Genomic DNA, 23,610 nt, shown 5'->3' with positions numbered 1-23,610 from the left:
CAATTACTTATTTATGATAGTTAGACTGGAAAGTCTTACGCCATACATCGGCACATTCGTTGGTAAGGAAATTGGTCTTCTGGATAGCTACGACAGCCTCAACAGTCAGCGTATCGTTGGCATGACTGTCAGCCACAGAGTCACAATAGCTGATAATCGTGTTGCTGCCATTTTCAGAATCTAGATACAGATTACCAAACATATCCTTGAAATGATCCTCGAAAACAGAGTGCAGGTCATAATACTTGGTAGAGATGGCACCAGAGGAAAGCGTGTCGGTCACCACAGTGTGCAGACCCACCAGCGTTTTCAGCGTGTTAAAAGTGGCTTCATAAACCTTTGTATCGAGCGAAGCCTGCTTTGTCTTCAGCGCCTTGTAGGCCTCGTCGTGGTTGGTGACGATAGAATAAGTCACATAAGGTTTGGTAAGCGCCTGCCCCAGTTCGTAAGAACCGATAATCTCAGCCATCTCCGATTGTCCAGTCTCACTGTCAATACGATAGAGGTCGAACTTCATATAGATACTATTGGGCACCTTGTCCGCATACTCCTTCTTCACAGCCTCGCAGGCAGCTTTCATCAGGTCATCCTGCTTCTCAGAATAGTGCGTGTACACCGTGCCGTCGTACTTGATGGCCTGATTGAGCGCATCCAGCACTTCCTTCTCTTCCGTTGCGTTATAGAGGACCTGGTCAACGTATTGACTACTTCTCTTGTCCAACGCAACCTGATACCTGTAAGTGGTTGGCGTATCCTCATCGCCACAGGCGGTAAACACTGCCGTTGTCATGACGCAGCATAGGAGAGCTGCGAGTGTCATCAAAAACTTTTTCATTGTCTTATTAATATTTTATTTTACACGCCATACATTCAGCACTATGCCGTTGAAGCCCTGCGAGAACGAGGGAGCACAGAGGAACAGCGAGTTGTTCAGCCAGCCATACTTACTATCGGCAGGTGCCTCAAACTGAGGGGCACAGCGGAAATAGAACGAAGGCTTGCCGTCGGCATCCTTGGTGTTGGCAATGATACCACGATTACGCACATGGATATACACGCCGTCATCCGTCTTGATACAATAGATAGCCTCCAGCTCCGTACGTCCGTCGGCATTAGCCAACTGATAGTCGGCACCGCCACTGATAATCGTACCCTTGATACCAGGGCCCTCAAACGTGCCACCTGTGATAGGAATCACCGTGCGACGCCCATGTTGCGTATTGTTGATACCAAAGGTCTCACCCAGCGTCACCTTCAGTTGCAAGGCAAACTCCAACTGGGGTGTGTCTTTAGGAGCCTCAACCTGCGCATGGATACCCAGCGCGAAAACAGCCATCAGGGCAGTCAGCAAAAATTTCTTGGTCATCATAGTTAATGGTTTTTTAATAGATATGATTAATGAATAATATTTCTTGGATGATGATTAAGCACCTCGTCACGCAGGGTCTGCATGGACATGTGGGTGTATATCTCCGTGGTGCCTATGCTCTCGTGGCCCAGCAGAGCCTGAATGACACGCAGGTCGGCACCACCTTCCAATAGCGCCGTAGCAAAGGAGTGGCGCAGGGTGTGGGGCGAGATGGTTTTCTTGATGCCAGCCTCCTCGGCCTGTGTCTTCAGCATGATGAGTACCATCACTCGCGTGAGATGTGCCCCTCGGCGGTTCAGGAAGACATAATCCTCCTCGCCAGGCTTTATCTTCAGCGAGTTGCGCCAGGGCAGATAGTTCTCTATCTCCCTCAGAGCTGTATTAGAGATCGGCACCAGGCGCTCCTTGGAACCCTTGCCAAGGATACGCAGATAGCGCTCGTCGGCATAGAGTTGCGACCATTTCAGATTCACCAGCTCCGACACACGCAGTCCGCAGGAGAAGAGCACCTCGATAATAGCCCTGTTTCTGTGGCCCTCAGGTTTTGACAGGTCGATAGAGTCTTTCAACTGGTCCACCTCCTGAGGCGTCAGGAACTCAGGCAGATGTTCGCCCAGCACAGGCGACTCCAGCAGTTCGGTGGGGTCGTTATCCATATAGCCATCCATCACAAGGAAGCGATAGAACGAGCGTACCCCACTCAGTATGCGGCATTGTGAGCGCGGACCTATGCCCACATCGTGCAGTCCGGCAGCAAAAGTCTGCAGGTCCGACAGTTCCACATCCGTCACCCGTTTCCCCTCATGACCCAGGAAGACAAGCAACTTATCCAGGTCGAGGGCATACGCCTCCAACGTATTCGGCGACACGCTGCGCTGCAGGCGCAGGTAGCGCAGATAGTCCTTCCTGATTTTACTTGTCTGTTCGTCCATTGGTTTCCTGTTAAGGCTGCAAATATACGTACTTTTTCTGAAATGAACGAATAAATTTGGTATTTCTCTTGTTTTGACCTATGTCAAAGTGTTGACAAGCGTCAAATAAAATAACTTTTTCTTTCGAAAATAGCACCAAAGAGATACAACGTATCAGAAAGTGTCGTACCTTTGCATCGTCAAAAGGATAACAGAGCTCCAAAGAGAGGAGCTGTAACAGTAAAGACAGGATAACATATTAAGAATTAAAAAGTTAGAGAAAGGGAAAGATTATGACGTTGACAATTTTTTCACTGGCCGTTGAGGCTGTAGCAGCCATCGAGGCAATGTACATCTGCAAGAATGCAAAGATGTTTTTAAAGTAAGAAAAAGAGAAAGTGTAGAATCATAAAAAAATGAAATCCGCAAGCTCAGCAGAGCCTGCGGATTATTATTTTCTTAGAAGTGGAATCGACCAGTTAGCATGAGACCCAGTTGCTGATAGCCATAGGACTCATCCTTAGGTAGTCGGGCACCACTTGGGTTACCAAAGATAGAGGTAATCCCCAATAAATCCAAACCTATACCTGCATTCTTTGACACCATATACTCCAGACCCAAAGCTGATTTAAAGCCAATTCCTATCTGTGTATAATCATTGTCCTGAAAGTAGGCAACACCCGTACTTACAACAATATCCATACGTAACCTATCCGTAATATGACCACCAAACACGGCACTTGGTCCAAGATATAAAAGTGTCAGATCATATTTTTCATAGCTACTATATTTATATGAAGGGATGTCTGCTTCAGTTATACTTCCATACAAATCAAATCCAAAACCATACGCTTTTCCTTCCGTACTCGTTACAGACAGGGAAACGGCATTACCTCGAATATACGATAAATAGTTACTACCTTCATAATATACTTTCGAAGTATTCCACTCAGGTCCAATACCGACTTTTATCATACCACCGCGAGACTTCTTCTCTGACTTACCATTAGAAACGGTTCCACTTCCCGTTTTATCATCGTACTCATTTAACAAATCAAAATATGCCTCTGGATTGGCATTGTATATGGAATCACGCTTCAGATAGACAGACATTAATTCTTCCTGCTCTACAGCCTTTGTCGTTTCCTGTTGCTGGGCTATCTCCTGCTGCTCTTTATCGCCCATCTGTTTCACATCCGCAGGCTTTTTGGATAGGGGCATATGCTGTAATTGGCTTACACGATAGGCAGAGAGCGTCAGGGAGTCGATAATCTTTTCGTTTGTATAGGCTATCGTACCCTTCAGACGGTTCTCCTTGAGTTCACGATTATCAACCACCAATACATTTCCACCCTTACGTGCAGTCTCTTTTACAGCAAGGTCGATGGCTCTAGTATATTGTTTTCTTAATGAGGTATTCTTTCCGTCAACTGTCACCTGACCTATGGCTTTAGCTGTTTCTGGCACATTGTCTTTTGGGCCATAGATCATGACTTTGTTTGTTGGTTGCGCCTGAAAGTCATTTGTCAGCATCTCAGATGTTACCCTAGGAGCACAGCTTACCATCGTGGTAACTACTATTGTAAAAAGAAGGTATTTTTTCATTGGTTGATATGTTTGAGCTTAATGTTGTTTCTTTAAGTATTGAGAGAATAGTCCTGCCTTTTCCAAAATAGGGATTACATGCTTAGCCAAAAGACGTTTCTCTGGGTCTCTTTCAGCATAGAATTCATCATACAGATCGTAATGATGGGCATCAGTTATCATTTGTTCTACCAGTCTATCATCTATCAGACGAATACCAATCTCTCCATTGCTGTTAGCACCAAAGGAAATCACATAACATACTTGTTGGTCCATCTGTTCACTGGCTGTTATCATACTTCCAATGACTCCAAACAAGAACTGTGACCTCATGACATTGCCTTGAGCTTCACTACCTATTATTTTATTAACAAAAAGCAGACTACGCTGACCTATGCGCATTGCTTTAGTATATCCGTTACCAAAACGGGTATTTTCATATCTCAAGTTGCGACAGTTAACATATAGCGTATCATCTCTCATCACAGCGAAGGCTTTTTTCTTCAGAATCTTGTCGATAGCCTTCTCTCCTGTAGTCAGTTTATAGTCATTGCCGCCCCACCACAGTTGTCGTGTTTTACTATGACTGTCGCAGTAGATTGTGTCAAGTTTTTGCCAACGGTCTGCAATGAAATCCTCGTAAGTGTTACAGTATTTACATTGCGCATTAGCACTGATAGCGATGATGGTTAAAAGGAAAGTGATTAAATTTTTCTTCATTATTATGTGTATTTTTATTCAAGCGCACAAAGATACAAAGAAAATTTGAAAGGGCATAGGAATAATTGAAAAAAATCACTTTATCATTGGCTGTTTACAAGAAAAGAAGTACCTTTGCACGCAACTAGATTGTTTTTACTGATAATATCAAAAAAGATGAAACTAAAGTATCTATTGGCAACTGTGGTGATGATTTGTACCACACTTGCATCATGTTCGGACTCTGACGAGAGTAATGAATCAAAAAAGGTCGATATCACGGCCACAGAAGTAACAAACCTTACCCCTGATTTTATTGGAACAATTAGCGGCATTGAGCAGGGAGAGAAGTTCAACCCTGGCGACTCCATCACCCTGACGCTGACGCCTGGAGAAATCCTTATGGGAGAATTTGCCGACTATCACATGGAGCATATCCACGTGCACGTAGGCGACAAGGTGTATATGCCCGAGTTTCCTGCTGGCGCAGAAGGAAATGTGCAGCAGGTTACGCTGAAAGTGCCCGTCCCCAGCAAACCTTTCGCTGTGGTGGTAGCTTACGCCGTACAGCAGAAACTGGCTGCCGATGGTCATACACTCTTACTTGAGAATCAGGAAGAGGGCATCGAACTGTTTGGCGTCAGCGCAGAAAAGAAATACCAATACTTCGACTGCTACCTTCGCACGCCAGAGGCCTACACCATTGACAAGGTGGAATATAAAATGGGCGATAGCGACTGGCAGGACCTGAGCGCCACAGAAGGATGCTATTTTGAGCGCTCTACAGTCAACAATGTCTATAAAGTGACTGTGCGCCCCAACTATCAAGACGTAACAGCCGACGTGACGCTACGCATCAACGGCACCCAACATAAGCGCTGCAAGATTACATGGAAGAACACGGACTTTATTAATACCGAGGTGCCTGAGGGCTACGAGCCCAACAATCTTCCTGAAAGCGCTATTGGTGGCGATAAGGTGGTAGCGTCTTTCTATACCAAGGATGACTACTATCTGGCAGGCGCCACGGCCAACATTGAGGGCGTTGTTCCTGAATGTAAGAGTCGTGCCTACGTGGTATTCACCATGCCTGAGCAGGACGTGGAGATAACACTCGACTTCAAGGAGAAAATCGCTGTAGAAACAGAACAGGGTGCACATATCAAGAATGCCCAGGTTTATACTGACAAGGATATCTATTATGGTGTTCCCACGGAGAAGGCCATTCCAGGTGAATATGTCTATCTGTTTGCCAATGCTGACAACGGCTTCAAGCCTTCGGTTGCCATCAACAACAAGGGTGAGAGAGCTCCTTTCGTGATTTATGGTGAGGGACTGGATCGTTACGGCTATTATGCTCAGGTTCATGTGCCTGAAGATGCCAGCAAGCTGACCATTAAGGCTGAAGCAGTAGCAGCCCACCGCGCTGACGGCGCCAACATCGTTTTCGAGGGAGGACACTACTACGCAGCTGGCGAAACCGTACACTTCAGCGTGGCTGTGCCATCAGGAAAGAAAATCAAGTCAGTAAGTGCAGCTGATTCCAAGGGCAGCAACGTCCCTGTCACGATGGACGGTGCTTACGGCAGTTTCACGATGCCCGATGCCAACGTAACGGTTTCTGCCACCTTCGAAGATGTGAATAGCGGCGCGAACGTCACCATCAAGGCTTTCTATGATGACGAGGAGTATCGCGTAACCTCACAGAGTCAGGCTTATTATGGTGCCATCGACAGCGAGGGTATTCAGGTGGCTACAGGAACCACGCTCTATATCAGCGTATCAGATGATTATGGCGAAGCTTTCTGGGTAGGCGTGAAAATAGGCGACAGCATTCAGTATTTCGAAGCTCAGGAAGATGAGGACAGTGGTGAATACACTTTCGGACGCAGTTTCGAGTTCAATGCCAACGCCGTGATTAAGGTTGGACCCACAAAGAATGCGGTGACATTCTGAAAAATACAAGTGGCCTGTTTAGGAGTTCTAAACAGGCCACTTATTTCAAATAAATCGACTACTGAGAACCTGCCACCAAAAAAAGAATGACAAATTAAATAGGTTAAGTACTATAATACCCCCAAAAACCTCACTCGAGTGAAATCATCGATTGAGCTCAATTCATGAAATCACTCGGGTCAATTCATGAATTCAGCTATATATAGTAAGATTACCTGTTTTGTTGCTGAAAAACTATCCAGATGATGCAAGGGCATATTACATCGTAGGAGGTAATTTACTTTCTGTAGATCATCCTAAGGCAATGGAGATGCTTCATCGTCCTAGTTAGAAAAAAAATATCCGCAGGCTCTGCTGAGCTTGCGGATTTCTTTTTTATTCTACACTTTTTCTTTTATTCATTTTTACTTCAAAAACATCTTTGCGTTCTTGCAAATGTACATTGCCTCGATGTAACTCGTCGTTTCTCGCAAGAAAAACGTTTTACCCTCAACCCTCACTCCAAACGCAGGAAATGCCCTCGAGGATCTACTTCATCTCTTATCATGTGAGAGGAATCAAAGAAATGTCCTGCAGATTTAAGTAGCTCCGGGGCGAATTCTACAGGATACAGAAACAAGGCATTTGTCATATCATGATGTCTATCAGTTATTCTTCTTTACAATTCCGAAAATCCAATTTGCAATATCAGTCAGCACTTCCCCTGATATAGTTTCTTCAATTTGATAATACTCAGACGGCATGCCAGTATTGCAATGTTGCATCAAATGATTATGGTTCGAATAACTTTTAACGAGACTGTATTTGTTGTCTGGCAAGTTTGCTTTTATTCCATTCAGATTAACATTACACAGCACTTGTAAGTCCTTTTCACCATTGATTGCAAAAACGGGACATTTGGCATTCCGAATATCTTTAAGAGGATCGTAATCACAAAATGTCTCCAGCCATCTACTAGCACTTATTTCAGGTTGCGCTCTGTATTCTGCAACACTTATTTTACGGTCAATTCCTTGTAATTTATTAATTGCATTGCATTGTTCACACAAAGCACTGTCGCCTTTCACTCCTATTCCTGCCATACTGATGAGAAAATCAATCTCTCCCTTACTTGCAAGAATAAAGCCAATACTTGCCCCCTCGCTATGACCTAAAATACCGATGCTTCCAAACTCATTAAGACTTCTAACAGCCCTTACAGCTGCCTCTGCATCCTCAGCGAAATCATAAGTAGTGGGTTCTCTCTCCAGTTTGACATCTTGACCATACCCACGGTCATTATACCTGAAAGAAGCAACACCATTCTGTGCAAGATAATCAGCTATTACTAAGAATGGCTTGTGCCCAAAGACTTCTTCATCCCAATTCTGCAATCCACTTCCGGAAACAAGTACTACAAGAGGAACTGCTGATAAAGACTCAACATTTGGCACCGGATAAGACAAAATACCCTTAAACTGATAATCAGTATTGTCAGACGAGAATTCTATCTCCTTTGTTTTATAAGGGAGCGGAAACGAAGGAGTCTGAGGTCTATTGACTTCTCTTTTCGTAGGTTCTAACACTAACGGAAGACTTACTCCATTTTGCTTGAAAATACCATGTATCTTGCCTCCCTCATGCACTCTACCAGAAAAACTTGCACCTACACTTTCTATCGCAAAAGCAAGAGAATCTTCTTTATTATAGATTACATTACCTTTTATATTAAACGCCCCCTGATCAGGGCTATCTAATGTGCACTTGTTTTCATCATTTAAATGAAGAGCAAGAGACATCTTTAGTATTCCAATTTTGAGTTTTCCATTCCAGTCGCCTTTGTGAATTTGAGCATTCACAATAACAGGAATCAGCAAAAATTGGACTAAAAAAAACGGAAGAACAAATCGTGTTTTCATCTTTGAGATTTTTTTATAATTGATGTTAATTCATTTATCAGCGACTGACTGTTTTCGCATCCAAGAACAATAACTTCTCCTGTAATTAGTTTAATAGTAAACGTTGATGAACGATCACCAAAGAAAGCTTTAAATTTTCCATATTTACTATTCCAGAACAGTCCGTAGTGCCCTCCAAGTCCGCCAGAAGCGAACAATCGTATTGATGAACTGTCAATAATTTCTGAATGAAAAGAAACAATGTCCTTTATAGGTATATGCTTACTATAGGCTCGACATCTTACTATAAGCTCTTTGTTCGTAAGAATAAGTTTCCGTGGGCTAAACACAATGCACGTTATCAAGGTTAAACATATTATTGCCAGCCCAATTTTTTCAGGCAACATCTCTTTATGACTATACAGAATCACCCTATTTACCAATAAATATATTGTCAAGCCCAAAGTAAAAACCACGATAGCAGTCAAGACTTTCGTTGTCTTGTCTAACTTTACATCAAAAGCGTGAAGTTCAAATTTACTCATGTGAAATTACTTTTTTTGTATCGAATGCAAAAGTATAAAAAAGAAAGAAAAGAACCTCGGAAAGCCGCCTCACAAAGTTCACAAAATCACAAACTCCAAAATATCAATAAGTTACAAATGTGAAATTTGTGAAAAACCCAGAATTTTTTCATCAAACTCCTTTGCACTACCGTCAGAACCGAATAGTTTCCCATTGAGTCTTTTTCGGGTATTTGAGAGATTTGCAGACTTCGTACCCATGAGAACACATATCTCTTTTGGAGAGAAACGTGCAAAAACGAAAAGGCAGATATACTTTTCTTTTGTAGAAATATCCTTTTTTTTCATAAAAAGCGTAGTTAAAGTTTCAGGAAGAAACAGTGAGACCTTATTACGAAACTCTACCAATTCCTGATCTGTGGGCTTTTCACCCTTTGCAGCTTTATCTCTTAAAAGCATCACGATGGAAGAATTCTGCAATACATCTGAAAGTCCCCAACAATCTTCTTCAGAATATTTATTCTGCGTATTCTCTATGTCTTTTTTGAAGTCTTCTAAATTTGACTGAGCCCGAATAGCAAGATGTTCGTGAAAAGCATTTTTGCCTTTAGCCTCTCGTAAAGCGTCTTTAACCACACTATACTCATGAATATCAGAGAAATATTTTGCACGGATTCTTTGTTTCACCAATCTTATGTATTTTCTAAGCCGATAGACTACATACACAGAAACGATTAGGGTTAATACAAGAATCAAAGTAAGAACCACTATTCTTTGTCTTGATTTCATCGCTTCTATGGTTTTACTTTCTGCAGCAGATTTGTAAGAGTGATAGTCATACAGATGCTGTATACTTAACAAGGCAGCCGAAGAAGCTGTTTTTTCTGTTTCTGCTATGTGATTTGCATACAAAAGAGCATATTTTACAACTGAATCACTCTTATGCAGCATACTATAAGTTTCATATAAGCCCTGACATGCCAGCGAGATATTGTTGGGCGATTTACTCGAATAAAGGGTCTTATAATAGTAGTATAAAGCAGAATCACATAAGCAAATTTTCTGAAAATAGAATCCTTTATAATAATAGAGCAGTTTCCTATTTTCAGATGTCTGTATGGTCTGCTTATTTATATGCGAATGATATTCGTAGCTATCAAGATAAGCCTTTGCCTTTGTATATTCACCTCGCTTTACCATAAGGTAAGAAATCGGCCCTTTTCCCGTATTAGCAGAAAGCGTATCATCATATTCCTTAAACATACGAATGGCATTTTCTGAAATATACAGAAAACTATCAGGCAAATTTAGGTCATAATAACAACTTGCCTGAAAAGCATAATATTCCACAGCAATAGCACCCTCATTAGCCTTAGACGAGAAGTTATAGGCATTACGGTAAGCCTGCAAAGCGTTTCGTGGTAGATTGTTATCATAAAGTAATGATGCCATCTGACCATAGACTCTAGAAAGTCTTGAGAAATCACAATCCGTTTCTGTCGTATCCACACTCTCTATAGCACGCTGAAACTCTTCCAGCGCCTGTGGGGCTTCTCCTCTATCCGTATAGGTGCGAGCCAGCATATAATGGGCACGCAATCGCTCGTTGGGAGTACCATGATTGTCGAAATAATCACAGAGGTTTATGGCCAACGAGTCATTGGTCATCAGGGAGTCGGCAAGGTTTTGTCGTTCCAGTTCTTCAAGCTGGCTCAGCATCTGCTGATGGTCATTGCATGACCAAACAGCCATGCAAAATATTATGATTAGGAGGTGATTAATCAGTTGCATGCTGCAAAGATAGGTAAAATATTTTTCCCTTGCAAATATTACTGAGACTTTTTTCTGGATGACTTTTTGAATGATACTTCTCGATTTTGGCCCTACATCCCCACCAAATCTATGGAAAAGCCTTTATACAAAGCGAAAGCGAAGGGGTTAGTGTTAGTGAAACTCTAACCCCAACACTACACCAAACACTCCCCCTAACACTACACCCTCATCGTGTTCAGACGACCTTGAGCTGAATTACTTTGTAACCAAATTACAATAACTTTGAGATTGAAATTCATTGAGTTACCCTTCATTATTTTCATGAATTACTTTGGAAGTTCAGAAAATCTTTTGTTAAACACTTAAAAAAGGAATTTGATTTTTTGCGAATTTGAATATATCTTATTATCTTTGACCCGAAATAATAAGGTATGGCTAAGATTGATAACATGAAAGAAAAAGTTGCTAACAATATGGTGTCATCTATGCTGATTCATCCAGGCGAAATGATAAAGGATGAGATTGCAGCGCGTGGCCTTACTCAGAAGGATTTGGCCAAGCAGATGGGAGTGTCATATACTGTGTTTAACGAAATACTGAATGGCAAGCGTCCTGTGACTACAGAATACGCATTGCTATTGGAGGCTGCTCTCGGCACGGATGCTAATATTTGGTTAGGGTTACAGGCAGACTATAACATGCAGAAAATGAAGCAAGACCGCTCCTTTATGAAGCGCCTGGAGCTTATCCGAAAGATTGCAGCAGTATTTTAGTGATCTACAACTCATTGAGTTTGGGGTAGCAACTCAATGAGTTAGTGATCGTAACTCAATGGTTTCCAGTTGCTAAGTCATAGGTTTACGAGTCCTTAATCCCTGACTTGGGATGCCTTAACCTATAGTTTCTGACTGGACATGAGATTTCTTGCAAAAAAGGCTTTGTGACTGACGTTTTCTGATTTGGGTTGACTGTCAAATACAGTTTTTGCGTGATAACCCTCACACCCTCACATTTTTCTGAAAACCCCAGTGCTTATCGGGGCTAAGGCATGTGACCCTTTTCGAAAAAGGGTCATACGAAGGGTCACATGAACCCTCACATGCCGTCTCAACCTGTTTTGCAGATGAAAGTTGGAAGATAGTCAATAAGCCCGTACGTAGGGGACGTACTGAGAGTCCGCGGACGACGTACTCAGAGTACGTCAACGACGTATTTTTCCCAGTCTGACGTTCCCCAGTTTTTTTCGTCCAGAATAAAGTGTTAAAACCAAAATAAATTGCAACTTTTTTGGTAAAACTCTTGCAAACCGGCCATTTTTTTTGTACCTTTGCGGTTGCATTCGTGGGGGTATCTGCGGGTGCAAGGATAACCTGAGACGGGGGACCTTAAAAAACCATTTAAAACATAATTTAAAAATCTTTTTATGCAAAAAAACAAAGTACTCATCAACGGTGGGGCTCTCAATGCTCCTGTCGTGTCTGCGCTCGCCGCAGAACAGTTTCTAACCGAGAACTACTGTTTCCGTCGCAACCTGTTGAACGGAAAGGTGGAGTTCGCCACAAAGCAGGCTGATAGCCAGGCATCTGCCTATCGTCCGCTGACCCAGGAGGCCCTGAACAGCATCATCCTGCGTGCCAAGCGCGAGGATATCTGCGAGGGCAGCAATCCCAAGACGGATATCGTGGAATTTATCCATTCAGAAGAGGTATGCGCGTACAATCCTATCCGCGAATACCTGGACAACCTGCCACAGTGGGACGGACAGAACCATGTGGCCCAACTCTTCTCGCGCCTGCCAGGACTCAGTTCTGAGCAGCTGGCTTTCCTCTCCATCTGGCTCCGCTCTACGGTGGCCCACTGGCTCCAGATGGACACCCTGCACGGCAACGAGATTGTGCCTACGCTCATCGGCGCCCAGGGATGTGGTAAAACCACCTTTTTCAAGCGCCTGCTTCCAGCCAACCTGCGCCAGTATTTCCTGGACCATCTGAACCTGTCGAACAAGTTCGATAAGGAGATGGCCCTGACAAACAACCTGCTGGTCTGTCTGGATGAGTTGGAGGCTATCCGTCCCAGTCAGCAGGCATCCCTGAAGCAGACGCTCTCTAAGAGTAAGGTGAACGGACGTCCTATCTACGGATGTGCGCAGGAAGACCGTGCCCGCTTTGCCTCGTTCGTCTCTACAACGAATAATCCTCATCCGCTGTCGGACGTCACAGGCAGTCGCCGCTATATCTGTCTGCAGATTCCGCAGGGGCAGTATATCGATAACGCTGGCGAGATAGACTATGACCAGCTCTATGCGCAGGTGATCTATGAACTGAGGGAGCAGAAGGCACCTTACTGGTTTAACAACGACGAGGTGGCGCGTATACAGCAACTCAACCATCAATTTATGGGCGAGAAAGATCTGGCAAAGATTGTGGAGGTCTGCTTTCGCAAGCCCAAAGAGGGCGAACAGGTGAAGTCTATCAGTTGTGCGCAGATACTGGAAATCATTCATGAGAAGTTCAGTTCTGTGGACGTCAGCATGAAGAACCGTATGTATCTGGGACGAACGCTGAAGGAGCTGGGCTATGAATCTGTGGACCATAGTCATGTGGCCTTCTACAAGGCCGTTCCCAAGAAGTCGGCCTGAGGCAGCATGTGAGGGTTCATGTGACCCTTCGTGTGACCCTTTTTCGAAAAGGGTCACACGCCTCAGCCCCGATAAACACTGGGGTTTTCAGAGAAATGTGAGGGTGTGAGGGTTAAATTCTAAACTATCGTTAAATATTGCACGAAGAGAATAAGAATTGAAAAAAATATACTATCTTTGCCCTGTAAATTTGTTTAACTAAAGAATTATGATTGTACAGAGTATCATAGCAGCGATTCTGGTTGTAATAGGCGTCATCATACTTGCAGGAAAAGGCGATATGCTTATTGCAGGGTATAATACGGCATCAGAAGAAGAAAAGGAGAAGGTAAACATTAAGAGACTGAGGCTCTTGATAGGCGGTCTTTCAGTTATCATAGCTCCTTTGTTTTTCATCCCCAACGATGAAAACGATGTATCTTTAGGGCTGACTATTGCAGGCATCATCGTTGTACTGACCATCATCGTTTTGGTGCTGGCCAATACATGGGCCATGAAGAAATAGAAGAGATTCGCTGAAAGTATTGGAGGCTTCATTGAAGTTATTTCGCTGTTATGTTGCAACCTTATATCTTTGCACCATAAAATAACGAAAACGATACTGATATGCGAAGAATCCAACTATTATTGGTTTGTCTGCTCCTGATTTCAGGAAGCATGACGGCACAGGAAAAGGGTCCCAAGAGAAAACACGTCAGCTACGAACAGATGACGGCGCTGATGACGAAAGAACTTCAACTGGACGCCAAGCAACAGAAAAAAGTGGCAAAGCTCAACAAGAAGTACAAGACGCTGATAGAGGGCGAAGAGAGAAAAGCCCCTGAGCGCCAGCGCCCTGACATGGGTGATATGCCACAAGGAGGTCCTGATGGCGGTTTCGGAGGCGGAGGCGACTTCGGAGGCGGTGGCTTCGGCGGAGGCATGCCAGGTGAAATGCCAGGCGGCAGAGGTGGCATGGGCAGACCTATGGGTGGCGGAATGTCTGGAGGTCAGGCCGCAGAAAAGTCGTACGACTACGACAAGAAACAGCAGAAATACGACAAGGCCATCAAGAAAATTCTCTCCGAGAGTCAGATGCAGGGATACGAAAAGATAAAACCCCAATTTGCATCACAGAGAAGGGTGAAGGAATTCCTTTTAGGTGGACAGCAAGAACTTACACATTAATATCTTGCATTATCGCACAGGGCTCAAATTTGGGTCCTGTGTTTTTTTTATTAAAGATATGTCATCGGTGCTTGGGGGACTTTCCATTGCCTCAACAGAATTTTTCCATAGACCACTGGTACAACTTTCGAAATATTATCGTATCTTTGCAACCGAGAACTCATGATAACCTATAACAATATAAACTCTGTCGTTGTACATATTCATAGAAAAACTGATAACTAAAAAAGAAAGATATGAAGAAGATCGCATTTGCCTTAATCGTTGTCTTATTGTTTGGAATAAAAACAATAAAGGCACAAGAACAGGAATTAAGTGCCTCAGAACCTATTAGCAGTGGTTGTCTGTCACATAGCCGAGGAGCTGAAATTGCCACTTCGCCAACAATTAAACTGACGAAGGAGGAAAACATTTTGTCAGTAGAACTGCTTAACTATACAAGCAACTGCGGTACAACAGGTTTCGAGGTGGAAAACAAGATAATTGATGGCAACAACGAAAACCCCACCGTAGCCATCAACGTAACACCTGTTATCCCTGCTTATATGGACTGTACCTGCCCTTTCAACATATCCTATACGGTGCGCGATCTGGAGAAAAACAATTTCTATTTAACGTGCTGGTGGTATGAAGGACAGGTAGAACTGACCGAGGGTGAGCCATTAGTCTTGGAATATCAGACAAAAGATGTTGTCATAGATGGTTTGAAGTTTAGATTATTGAAGGTTTCACATCAAGCCAAACTGATATATCAAAACACATGGGATAATAATGTGACAACACTTCAAATACCGTCTGAAGTAGAATACGAAGGCGAGAAATATACAGTTACCAGTGTTAACCAGAGTGTATTTTCTAAGAATTCAAGAATCACCAAAATTATTATACCTAAAACCGTCAAGAACACTGATTTTGGCAGTAATGAGGGATTTAAATACAATCCATTTGTAGATTGCTTTTCAGTGGAATCAATAGAGGTTGAGGAAGGGAATCCTGCGATTTGTTCTGTTGACGGTGTGCTTTTCAATAAGGACACGACAACTCTTATAGGTTATCCTGCGGGGGCTACTCGAGAGTTGTACACCGTGCCTGCCAGCGTGAAGACTGCGGGAGATGGGGCTTTTTTTAATAGCAAGTACCTGAAAAAAATAGTATTGCCCGACAACATCGAAACACTAGGCTATAGTTTATTTGCAAGTAGCAAAAGCTTAGAAGAAGTCACTCTTCCGTCAAGCATCAAAGAATTGTCAATTTACCTTTTTAAGGATTGTACAAAACTGAAATCTGTCGTCATTCCAGAGGGAGTAACCACCATTGGCTATTCTGCTTTCGAAGGATGCAGCAGATTGGAGTCCATCTCATTGCCAGAAAGCATCAATTTCATCGATTTTTTTGCTTTTGGATCTCTTTCCAACCTTAAAAATGTATACTGCCAGGCAAAGATAGTACCCAATACAAGCCAAAATGTTTTTGGCAACGTTAACCTTTCTAAAGTAACCCTCCATGTTCCTGCAGCATCCATCAGCGCATATCAAGCTACAGAGCCTTGGAAGAACTTCAAAGAAATCGTGGCACTGCCGGCTCAGAACGACTACCTCCCGTTTGTAGAAGACGGTAAAGAGTGGACAATGGCTTCTTTGGGAACTGTTAGTCCTGAGTATCAACATACTTTCAGTTATCAACAGATTAAACTTGGCTCTGCGATAGAGGTAGATGGCATGACGTTCAAGCAAATAGTCAGTTCGAGCTGGCAGTATGACCAAGATGGCCCAAGCAATTGGAAAGAAACCAATGAGTATGTGGGTGAGGCAGACGGAAAGGTGTATCTCTATAACCAGCAGACGAAGAATACTATTCAAGTCATGGATTTCACATTAAAGGTTGGTGACACCTATCGCCAAACGCTTACTAGTGACCCGAATGACGGCTACGAGGACTTTGTCGTAACGGCCGTGAAAGACACCGTGATAGCTACCTCTGTTGATAAGACGCCACGCAAATGCCTGTATCTAAGTTGGTCTGATTCAAAGGAAACTGACGATGTGTGGATTGAAGGTATTGGCTCACTCTATGGAGGTGTACAAGGAGCCTACGGGCGAATGAAGCCTGGTGCCATATCGATGTTACGCATCTGTAAGGCAGACGAGCAAACGCTGTATGAGGCTTACCATCCTTTCTTGAAAGAAGGAAAGACGTGGAACTATCAAGAGTATTATCACAACTTATTGGATGATGAGCAATGGACGAAGGATGTCTCGTATGTCATCAACGGCACCACAGAAATAGACGGCAAGGCATATTATAAAATGTATCGCATAAGCGAAGAGGGCAGTGAATACTATTGCGCTCTTCGTGAGGAGGACAGAAAGGTGTGGCAGTATACCAGTGATGATGGCGACCAGTTGCTCTATGATTTCGGTATGTCTGTTGGCGACGACTATACGCCTTCAGACGAACCTATTCGCTATCAGCTTACTGACATCAAACCCATGCGGTTCCAATATTATCAACTTCTCAATGTGTTACATTATGACGTATCAGAGCAATATGACCCTACAGAGCCTTACGAGTACATTGGTCCTGAACAAATTGTCGAGGGTGTGGGTTGTAGAAAAGGCTGGAACTTCATGGAACTATATGCCCTAGTACCTTATAACGGTATTCTTCATGGAGAAAACTTCTTATCCTGCTATGAAGACGGAAAGTGTATCTTCACAGCTGATGATTTCAACTTATACGAAATGCAGACAAAAGAGATAGAAGTTATAAACGATAACAAGGCAGAAAACAAGAAAGGAATCTACAACCTTCAGGGTCAGCGAATCCGTCACTTGCAGAAGGGATTGAACATCGTTAACGGAAGAAAGGTTCATGTAAAGTAATAGAAGAGCGACACGTCGTTTCACAATCAGCGAAACGACGTGTCGCTATCAGCGAGATGCCATCCTAAGTATTATTTCCATAATCCATAGGTTACTTTCTGCTCGTCCCACTTATCCTTGGGCTGGGCAGGACGTTCTGGGTTGGGATAGCCTATGCGTATGGCACACATGGGAATTAGGCGACCAGGCAGATTCAGTCTCTGCTGCACATCCTGTACGCGCTTCTCAAGCGGATAAATGGTAGTCCACACAGCACCCAGGTCGAGTGCATGGGCAGCCAGCAGCAGGTTCTCGGTAGAGGCCGAGAGATCCTGTACCCAGATATCACGCACCTCACCTTGCTGCATGCGGGTGGTGTCAGCACAGACCACGATAACCAGAGGCGTCTTCTTCATACGTTCGGCACGTGGATTATCACCATAATACGAGCTTATGGTCTCTGGTGTATTAAGCACTACAAAATGCCAGGGCTGTTTGTTTTTATCGGTGGGTGCAGCCATAGCAGCACGCAACATCAGATCAATCTTCTCCTGCTCCACAGGTTTCTCAATAAACCCACGCACGCTGGCACGTGTCATAATATTATTGATAACGGCCTGTGCCTCTGTGCTCAGTTGAGCATGGCTGGCGATGCTTGTCAGCATAAAAGCCAGCGTCATTATAATCTTATTCATATTCATTTCACTGCAAATAGTTTACCAGCATAGCTGATGGTTCCACACTCAATCTCAATACCGCGCTTAGCAATACCCGTCTTGGGGTCGATGCTATAGACAGCAGGCTTCTGACCGTCATTGGTCTGCACAGCGATATAAGTCAGACCGTTCTCTGTGTAAGGACGCTTACTGTAAGAAGTGATTACGTCGGTAGAAGGCAGACCCTGAATCGTCTTAAACTCCTTGGTAGAGCCCTGATAGATGCCCAACACATTGGCACCAGTACCCATGGTGTTGATACCGGCTCCATAGAACTGGCAGAGGAAATAGTCGCCAGACATGCTCCAGCAGCGGAACAGGGGCATACCAGCCTTTGACTCGAGATCCACAGCACCATAGGTCTCGTCAAACTCGGTGGCACCAGCCTTGATACGCATCACCTTCGACGTGTGGGTTGACTTCAGGCGGGCATCCGTCTGAAGACGGGCATAACTAGGTGAGAACACATAGATATCGCCATTCTCTGCGGCCCAGATGGTTTGGTAGAACTGTGAGCGCATACGACCGCTGGCATAGCTCATCTTGTTGGTACGGATGATGGTTGGATTCTCCATCTTCTCATTGTCATAGATCACCACGAAACTAGAGTCAGGATACTGGGTAGTGCTCAGCGTGCGTGCACCGCTCTCAGCCACAGCCAACAGGTCCTCATTGCCAGCCTTGATATACTTTCCGTTCTCCACCTCACTGCCATAAGCACTCAGACCCAGAGGTACCACAGCAGAATACAGTTTGCCATTGGCCTCAACCATACCCGACAGGGTGACATACTCGCCTGTGCCCAGGAAGTTCTCTGACATAATCATGTCACGGTTGCGGGTGGTGCCCTTCTCTGCATCAAGATAGGTCACTGAGATGCCGTAGGCAGCATTACCCTTAGCATCCACCTTACTGCTGGCAGCAGCGGCAGCCGTCATGACATAATCACCATAGACACCATAGGTGGTGAATCGCTGGATGTCAAAGGTATAGTCGGTCTGCTCAATCTCACCCTTGCAGTTCAGGAAGTAAGCTGATGTGCCACCAGCATTTCCCTGGTTGTACTGCAAGCGGAACAGGTACTTGTTCTTATAGGTAAACCACTCCGTGGCGGTGAAGGTCTCAAAACCATTGTTCAGCACACTACTCTCACCCTCGTCGAGCGAACCAACAGTAGCGATATAGTTGGCATTGCCCTCGCTATTGGTTGCACTGAAGATGAAGGCCGAGCTGACGCTGCCATTCTCATCATTGTTTACTGTGTCGTCGTCACTGCTACAAGCTGTCAGAGTGGCAGCCATAGCCACCGCAGCCAGTACAGACTTTGAGAAAATCATGTTGTAGTTCATTTGTACTTAACGCTTAATTTTATTATTAATTTCAATTCGAATAATTCATTAAATTCGTGGTCGGAAGAAAAAGCTTGTTACCCTCCAATGTTGATACGCACCTTGCCATAGAAAGCACGTCCGGCCTTCTGCAGATTGAAGTTGTCATAGAGCTTGGCATCCGTCAGGTTGTGGCACTCCAAGGAGAAATTGTACTTACCATGCTTCATGGCATAGGTCAGCGTCAGGTTGTGGGCCGTCTGCGTGGGCACTGTCATCTTATTCGATGCGCTGCCATAGACCTCCGAGAACAACGGGAAACTGTGTGTATAGAAAAGGTCGTAGGTGCAACTCAGCAGGTTGCCCTTGCCACCCAGGTCGTGCCAGCGCAGCGTCATGTCAGCATTAGCAAACTGGTAAGGCAGGTTGGGCATGCGTGCCCCATAGGTCAGGTTGGCCTGTTTTGAGCCCGTCTCCTGTGTCTTCTCATCATCGCGCACATCCATCTGCGTCCAGTTGCCTCCAACGCTCAACCAGCGCTGATAGTCATAGCGCAGTCCCACGTTGTAACCCTTGGTTTCCACACGTCCATGGTTCGAGTAAGCACCATAGTAGGTGCCGCTCACATTCTCTGTGGTGCGCTTGATATAGTCCTTGGTCAGGCGATAGATAAGACCACCCTCTAGATAGAGAGCATGCTGGCGGTCGAAGGTGTGGCTATAGTTCATGTTCAGATTATAGTTGTGACTGCGCTCGGGCCTCAACTCGAACTTACCGCGCTCCAGGTCGTTATCGCCAAACAATTCATCGGTTGTTGGCAGACGGCAGGCACGCTCATAACTCAGTTTCAGTTGCCAACCACGTAATATATAGTAGGCAGCAGCCGCACCATAGCCCAGTGTGCTCACGTCGTTGTGGGTCTTCACATAACTTGTGTTGTCGTTGCCACTCAGCGCCAGCGGCCCCGAGTTACGCTGGTCGTAGTTTTTCACAAAAACAGTAGCGTTCCAGCGGTCGTTGGGTGCCAACTGGTACGACAGTCCCGTGATGCGCTTCACCGTCACCTTATTAATACTATTGGAGAGGTCCACGATGGCGGTATTGGTCTTTCGGTCCACCGACTGAATCAGGTGGTTCAGCGTGATGGTATGACCTGCTACAGGACGATAGACGGCACGAAAGGTAGCGTTCCAGTTGTCATTATAGGCCTTGGTATCCTGATAAGACACCTCACCCTTACGTCCGTTCTTATAGCGGCGATCGCCCAACCAGTTATACTCGTAGGTAGCAGTATCGATATTATTTGTCATGTTGCGGTTATAGTTCAACGTAGCCGCCACATCCAGCCCCTTCAGCAAGTCACGCTTGCGATACTCCAGGGCAGGCATCACCGACCATCCCTTGCGATGGCGCTCACCGAAGGCCACCGTCTGACGGGTGTCGGTCTGTATCTCCTTGTACGACTGTGATAGTGTAGCCGACAGCATCAGGCGGTCGGCCCACGACTTGTTCAGCACGCCCAACTTAACCACCAGAGCCTCGTTGTGATAGGCATCGTGCAGACGCTCTACGCGCTCTGTTTTCTTAGCATTCTGCTGACTGCCGCCGCCCTCCAGGAAATGCTTCACACCGGTAGCGTCAATCTGATAGTTGTTATCAGAATAGTTCTGGAAGAAATTGATCTCATAAGTCAGTCCGTTTTTGAAATATTGTCCGAAATCAACGTTAGACTTATGGGTATTGAAAGAGCCATAGCTATAGGAAGCATCAAGATACCAACGGCGGGCAGTTTTCTTCGTAACCACATTGATTACACCGCCAATGGCATCTGTACCAAACTCCACTGGTACCACACCACGATAGACCTCTATATGGTCGGCATAAGTAACGGGGATATTGTTGAGACCAAACGACTGGCCGACGCCTTCCTGAGGCACACCGTCGATAAACACTTTGACATGCTTGCCAGAAAAACCATCCAGCATCAACTGCATGTCGGAACCCACGCCACCCGTCTCGCGCAGTTTGACACCTGGCACCTGACGTAAGGCGTCACTCAGGTTCTGCGTGGTGTTCTGAAGTGATTTGGTATCTACCCCGACGGCATTGAAAGCCGACTCGTTGATACGCTTCACGCTACTTGATACTACCGTAACCTCCTTGAGTTGAATGGGAGTTGATGTGTCTAGTTTGCTGTTGGTCTTTTTACTGCCGTTATCATCATTGTCGGCAAATATGTTCTGGCATGTTGCAAGCAGCAAACATGCGAAGAATAGTTTTTGTGTCATCCTAATACCTATTGTCGTTGTTCAGTTTTGCGGGTGCAAAGGTACGGGTTTTTCATTATACCCACAATACACAAAAATTATTAAAAATAAAGCAGAGCTTCCCAGAAAAAGGAAACTCTGCTCATTGTTTTTAAGTATCTCAGCTTTCGCAAGCGTTACTTGCCTTGAAAAAAAGGCTTACACTCTTACGGATTCACGCGAGTCATACTGAACTGGGCAGTAAAAGTGGAGCCATCCTCTTTCTGACGTAGAGCAGTCCATTTCATCACGCCGTTCTCTATAGATGCAATCTCCCAACTCTCACGTTTCTCGGTATCGTCGCCCACATTCTTCCAACGCGAGCAAAGCAACACACCATCAACGAAATATTCAGCCATCGTGTTCACATCGGCTACCCACTCACCATGGCTATTCTGTCGGTAATAGACAAAGGTGCCGTCGGCCTTGTATTCCCAGCGATGCAACTCGTTATCACTATAGGTATCCTGATCGCTGGTGAGACGGCCTTCCCATGTACCTATAATATCATTGCTGTAGTCATGCTTCACGCGTACTTTCCGCTCTCTCAAGTCTTTCGTCAGCCTGTATGACTGGTCGTCGATAAATGTCTCACTCATGGCGTAAACCTGCATCTCATCGTCAGTAACGGAAAGGATATTAAACTGCTGAGAAAACTTGATGTCTTCATTTGGCAGTTTCACCAACTGTACCAAAGTGGTACCATTGGCATTGTAACGACCTTCACAGTGGTTTACCCATACATTCAGGTCACTGATAGCACTAATGGAAAGACTATAATAGAATTTCGTTGCCGTCTCGTAAGTCAGTACCTGCTTGGAATTTGTCACCACAGGCTTACCATTGACTTCGGCCATCATCCATTTTCCCTTAATCTTCTCTGTAAGGTTATCAATAAGAGGACATTTCTTTTCAAGTTCTGCCAACAATGCAGCATCTGCCTTCGTAAGAGCATGATAAGTTGAGACTGTTTCTTCATCACTATCATCACACTTTTCCAATGTCAGCGTATTGCCACTCACCTTCCACCAGTACAGTTCTCTCTGAAAATAGTCATTGGAGTTGTAAATCTCCAGCATCGGTCCATCTTCATCTGAGCTGTTCTCACCATAAAACTGGCTACAATCGGTGCGAATACACTCGTCACCAGTCACAGTATAACGCGTGGTCTTCAGACCGCTGTCCTCTGTAAAATCAAGCATGGTATAAGTGGATTTGCCATTCTCTTCCTGAACCATAAACCACTTGCCACAGTAGTCGTTGCCCTCCAAAGAGAGATCATACATGGAAAGAAGAGCCTTTTCTGCCTTAGAAGGACGATGGAAGGTTAACGACATCTCTACATCATTGGAAGAATCGGTAAATATCATCTGGTCACCTACGAAACTGAATTTTGCTTCACCCTCAAACAACTCACACTGGATGGTATGAGCTGCTTCGTTCACGGTATAAATGCCATGACGGCACGAACGCTCCCAACAGTTGAGAGGTTCTGTGGTATTACCATCGTAATTTTTTTGAAAAAGCACGCCATCTTCATTGAAGGAGAGCAGCACGTACACAACATCATTCTCGTCACCAAGTTCTAAATCAGGATTAACCATAGCCATCCACTCACCAATCAATTTCTTTTGGTAGTCTTGGGATACAGAATCATCATCGTCAGAGCACGAGGTCATTATACTTCCTGTAAAGACACAGGACATGATAACGATAAAAACTGCTACTGAGTGAGCGCAAAAGTGACCTAAACGGAGTGTCGAACGGGAAATGGCTCGAGCACAAATCAATAATCGGTTAGTATTTTCCATTTTTATTTTATGTTAAAAGACGATGCAAATATACCAATTATTTTTTATACCACCTAATTATTTCAAATAAAAAAGCCCTATCGCAGTAAA

The 23,610-nt window shown here is 44.5% G+C and carries 18 protein-coding genes; 6 read left to right on the top strand and 12 right to left on the bottom strand.

From position 1 onward, the window contains the following. Window positions 1-7: 7 nt before the first annotated feature. The 5 genes from L6466_RS00490 to L6466_RS00470 all read right to left on the bottom strand — a co-directional run bounded on the left by L6466_RS00490 (window position 8) and on the right by L6466_RS00470 (window position 4,584). Window positions 8-835 (bottom strand): hypothetical protein, encoded by an 828-nt coding sequence (locus tag L6466_RS00490; RefSeq protein ID WP_143005729.1) that lies wholly within the window; start codon window positions 833-835, stop codon window positions 8-10. A gap of 15 nt (window positions 836-850) precedes the next feature. After that, window positions 851-1,369, bottom strand: coding sequence for a DUF3237 domain-containing protein (locus tag L6466_RS00485; RefSeq protein WP_237793714.1), 519 nt, complete (start codon window positions 1,367-1,369; stop codon window positions 851-853). Between the two features lie 26 nt (window positions 1,370-1,395). Beyond that, window positions 1,396-2,301: a site-specific tyrosine recombinase gene (locus tag L6466_RS00480; protein ID WP_237793715.1), complete on the bottom strand. Its 906-nt coding sequence runs from the start codon at window positions 2,299-2,301 to the stop codon at window positions 1,396-1,398. A gap of 438 nt (window positions 2,302-2,739) precedes the next feature. Next, window positions 2,740-3,885: a hypothetical protein gene (locus L6466_RS00475; RefSeq protein WP_237813037.1), complete on the bottom strand. Its 1,146-nt coding sequence runs from the start codon at window positions 3,883-3,885 to the stop codon at window positions 2,740-2,742. Window positions 3,886-3,903: 18 nt separating this feature from the next. Continuing rightward, on the bottom strand, window positions 3,904-4,584 hold the full coding sequence (locus L6466_RS00470; RefSeq protein WP_237813036.1) for a DUF6563 family protein: 681 nt from the start codon (window positions 4,582-4,584) through the stop codon (window positions 3,904-3,906). Window positions 4,585-4,740: 156 nt separating this feature from the next. Here L6466_RS00470 and L6466_RS00465 point away from each other — a divergent pair, with 156 nt between their 5' ends. Continuing rightward, window positions 4,741-6,519 carry an InlB B-repeat-containing protein gene (locus L6466_RS00465; RefSeq protein ID WP_237813034.1) on the top strand — a complete coding sequence of 593 codons (1,779 nt, stop codon included), beginning with the start codon at window positions 4,741-4,743 and terminating at the stop codon, window positions 6,517-6,519. 644 nt (window positions 6,520-7,163) lie between these two features. Here L6466_RS00465 and L6466_RS00460 read toward each other — a convergent pair. From L6466_RS00460 to L6466_RS00450, 3 genes are all read right to left on the bottom strand, one after another. Continuing rightward, entirely contained in the window at window positions 7,164-8,417 is a 1,254-nt protein-coding gene (locus L6466_RS00460; RefSeq protein ID WP_237813033.1) for an alpha/beta hydrolase family protein, read from the bottom strand. Then, window positions 8,414-8,941 carry a PH domain-containing protein gene (locus L6466_RS00455; protein WP_237813031.1) on the bottom strand — a complete coding sequence of 176 codons (528 nt, stop codon included), beginning with the start codon at window positions 8,939-8,941 and terminating at the stop codon, window positions 8,414-8,416. Before L6466_RS00455 ends, L6466_RS00460 begins: the two co-directional genes overlap by 4 nt. A 111-nt stretch (window positions 8,942-9,052) precedes the next feature. Next, complete coding sequence (locus L6466_RS00450) at window positions 9,053-10,639, bottom strand: tetratricopeptide repeat protein (RefSeq protein WP_237813030.1); 1,587 nt, start codon at window positions 10,637-10,639, stop codon at window positions 9,053-9,055. 485 nt (window positions 10,640-11,124) lie between these two features. Between L6466_RS00450 and L6466_RS00445 the strand changes: the two genes are divergently transcribed. The 5 genes from L6466_RS00445 to L6466_RS00425 all read left to right on the top strand — a co-directional run bounded on the left by L6466_RS00445 (window position 11,125) and on the right by L6466_RS00425 (window position 17,380). Then, on the top strand, window positions 11,125-11,466 hold the full coding sequence (locus L6466_RS00445) for a HigA family addiction module antitoxin (protein WP_091853183.1): 342 nt from the start codon (window positions 11,125-11,127) through the stop codon (window positions 11,464-11,466). 650 nt (window positions 11,467-12,116) lie between these two features. Continuing rightward, window positions 12,117-13,331, top strand: a complete 1,215-nt coding sequence (locus L6466_RS00440; RefSeq protein WP_237813029.1) for a VapE domain-containing protein — start codon at window positions 12,117-12,119, stop codon at window positions 13,329-13,331. Between the two features lie 208 nt (window positions 13,332-13,539). Further along, on the top strand, window positions 13,540-13,836 hold the full coding sequence (locus tag L6466_RS00435) for a DUF3784 domain-containing protein (RefSeq protein ID WP_237813028.1): 297 nt from the start codon (window positions 13,540-13,542) through the stop codon (window positions 13,834-13,836). A gap of 101 nt (window positions 13,837-13,937) precedes the next feature. Then, window positions 13,938-14,498 carry a DUF4890 domain-containing protein gene (locus L6466_RS00430; protein WP_237813027.1) on the top strand — a complete coding sequence of 187 codons (561 nt, stop codon included), beginning with the start codon at window positions 13,938-13,940 and terminating at the stop codon, window positions 14,496-14,498. A gap of 236 nt (window positions 14,499-14,734) precedes the next feature. Next, complete coding sequence (locus L6466_RS00425) at window positions 14,735-17,380, top strand: leucine-rich repeat domain-containing protein (RefSeq protein ID WP_237813026.1); 2,646 nt, start codon at window positions 14,735-14,737, stop codon at window positions 17,378-17,380. Between the two features lie 71 nt (window positions 17,381-17,451). On the opposite strand, the gene L6466_RS00420 is transcribed toward L6466_RS00425, so the two are convergent. The 4 genes from L6466_RS00420 to L6466_RS00405 all read right to left on the bottom strand — a co-directional run bounded on the left by L6466_RS00420 (window position 17,452) and on the right by L6466_RS00405 (window position 23,388). Beyond that, window positions 17,452-18,054: a nitroreductase family protein gene (locus L6466_RS00420; protein WP_237813025.1), complete on the bottom strand. Its 603-nt coding sequence runs from the start codon at window positions 18,052-18,054 to the stop codon at window positions 17,452-17,454. Window positions 18,055-18,056: 2 nt separating this feature from the next. After that, on the bottom strand, window positions 18,057-19,424 hold the full coding sequence (locus tag L6466_RS00415) for a DUF4374 domain-containing protein (protein ID WP_237813023.1): 1,368 nt from the start codon (window positions 19,422-19,424) through the stop codon (window positions 18,057-18,059). A 77-nt stretch (window positions 19,425-19,501) separates the two neighbouring features. Beyond that, window positions 19,502-21,691, bottom strand: coding sequence for a TonB-dependent receptor plug domain-containing protein (locus L6466_RS00410; RefSeq protein ID WP_237813021.1), 2,190 nt, complete (start codon window positions 21,689-21,691; stop codon window positions 19,502-19,504). 185 nt (window positions 21,692-21,876) lie between these two features. Then, complete coding sequence (locus tag L6466_RS00405; protein WP_237813020.1) at window positions 21,877-23,388, bottom strand: hypothetical protein; 1,512 nt, start codon at window positions 23,386-23,388, stop codon at window positions 21,877-21,879. Between the last annotated feature and the right edge of the window lie 222 nt (window positions 23,389-23,610).

This window comes from Prevotella communis (assembly GCF_022024175.1).
GTDB lineage: Bacteria > Bacteroidota > Bacteroidia > Bacteroidales > Bacteroidaceae > Prevotella > Prevotella communis.
This window is presented reverse-complemented; position numbering and strand designations above follow the sequence as displayed.

Bases quoted from the DNA above. Each gene is read 5' to 3' on its own strand.
- L6466_RS00485 (WP_237793714.1), bottom strand. From the start codon at position 1,369: ATGATGACCAAGAAATTTTTGCTGACTGCCCTGATGGCTGTTTTCGCG.
- L6466_RS00455 (WP_237813031.1), bottom strand. From the start codon at position 8,941: ATGAGTAAATTTGAACTTCACGCTTTTGATGTAAAGTTAGACAAGACA.
- L6466_RS00465 (WP_237813034.1), top strand. From the start codon at position 4,741: ATGAAACTAAAGTATCTATTGGCAACTGTGGTGATGATTTGTACCACA.
- L6466_RS00460 (WP_237813033.1), bottom strand. From the start codon at position 8,417: ATGAAAACACGATTTGTTCTTCCGTTTTTTTTAGTCCAATTTTTGCTG.
- L6466_RS00470 (WP_237813036.1), bottom strand. From the start codon at position 4,584: ATGAAGAAAAATTTAATCACTTTCCTTTTAACCATCATCGCTATCAGT.
- L6466_RS00415 (WP_237813023.1), bottom strand. From the start codon at position 19,424: ATGAACTACAACATGATTTTCTCAAAGTCTGTACTGGCTGCGGTGGCT.
- L6466_RS00450 (WP_237813030.1), bottom strand. From the start codon at position 10,639: ATGCTGAGCCAGCTTGAAGAACTGGAACGACAAAACCTTGCCGACTCC.
- L6466_RS00405 (WP_237813020.1), bottom strand. From the start codon at position 23,388: ATGACCTCGTGCTCTGACGATGATGATTCTGTATCCCAAGACTACCAA.
- L6466_RS00410 (WP_237813021.1), bottom strand. From the start codon at position 21,691: ATGACACAAAAACTATTCTTCGCATGTTTGCTGCTTGCAACATGCCAG.
- L6466_RS00490 (WP_143005729.1), bottom strand. From the start codon at position 835: ATGAAAAAGTTTTTGATGACACTCGCAGCTCTCCTATGCTGCGTCATG.
- L6466_RS00430 (WP_237813027.1), top strand. From the start codon at position 13,938: ATGCGAAGAATCCAACTATTATTGGTTTGTCTGCTCCTGATTTCAGGA.
- L6466_RS00440 (WP_237813029.1), top strand. From the start codon at position 12,117: ATGCAAAAAAACAAAGTACTCATCAACGGTGGGGCTCTCAATGCTCCT.
- L6466_RS00435 (WP_237813028.1), top strand. From the start codon at position 13,540: ATGATTGTACAGAGTATCATAGCAGCGATTCTGGTTGTAATAGGCGTC.
- L6466_RS00475 (WP_237813037.1), bottom strand. From the start codon at position 3,885: ATGAAAAAATACCTTCTTTTTACAATAGTAGTTACCACGATGGTAAGC.
- L6466_RS00445 (WP_091853183.1), top strand. From the start codon at position 11,125: ATGGCTAAGATTGATAACATGAAAGAAAAAGTTGCTAACAATATGGTG.
- L6466_RS00425 (WP_237813026.1), top strand. From the start codon at position 14,735: ATGAAGAAGATCGCATTTGCCTTAATCGTTGTCTTATTGTTTGGAATA.
- L6466_RS00480 (WP_237793715.1), bottom strand. From the start codon at position 2,301: ATGGACGAACAGACAAGTAAAATCAGGAAGGACTATCTGCGCTACCTG.
- L6466_RS00420 (WP_237813025.1), bottom strand. From the start codon at position 18,054: ATGAATAAGATTATAATGACGCTGGCTTTTATGCTGACAAGCATCGCC.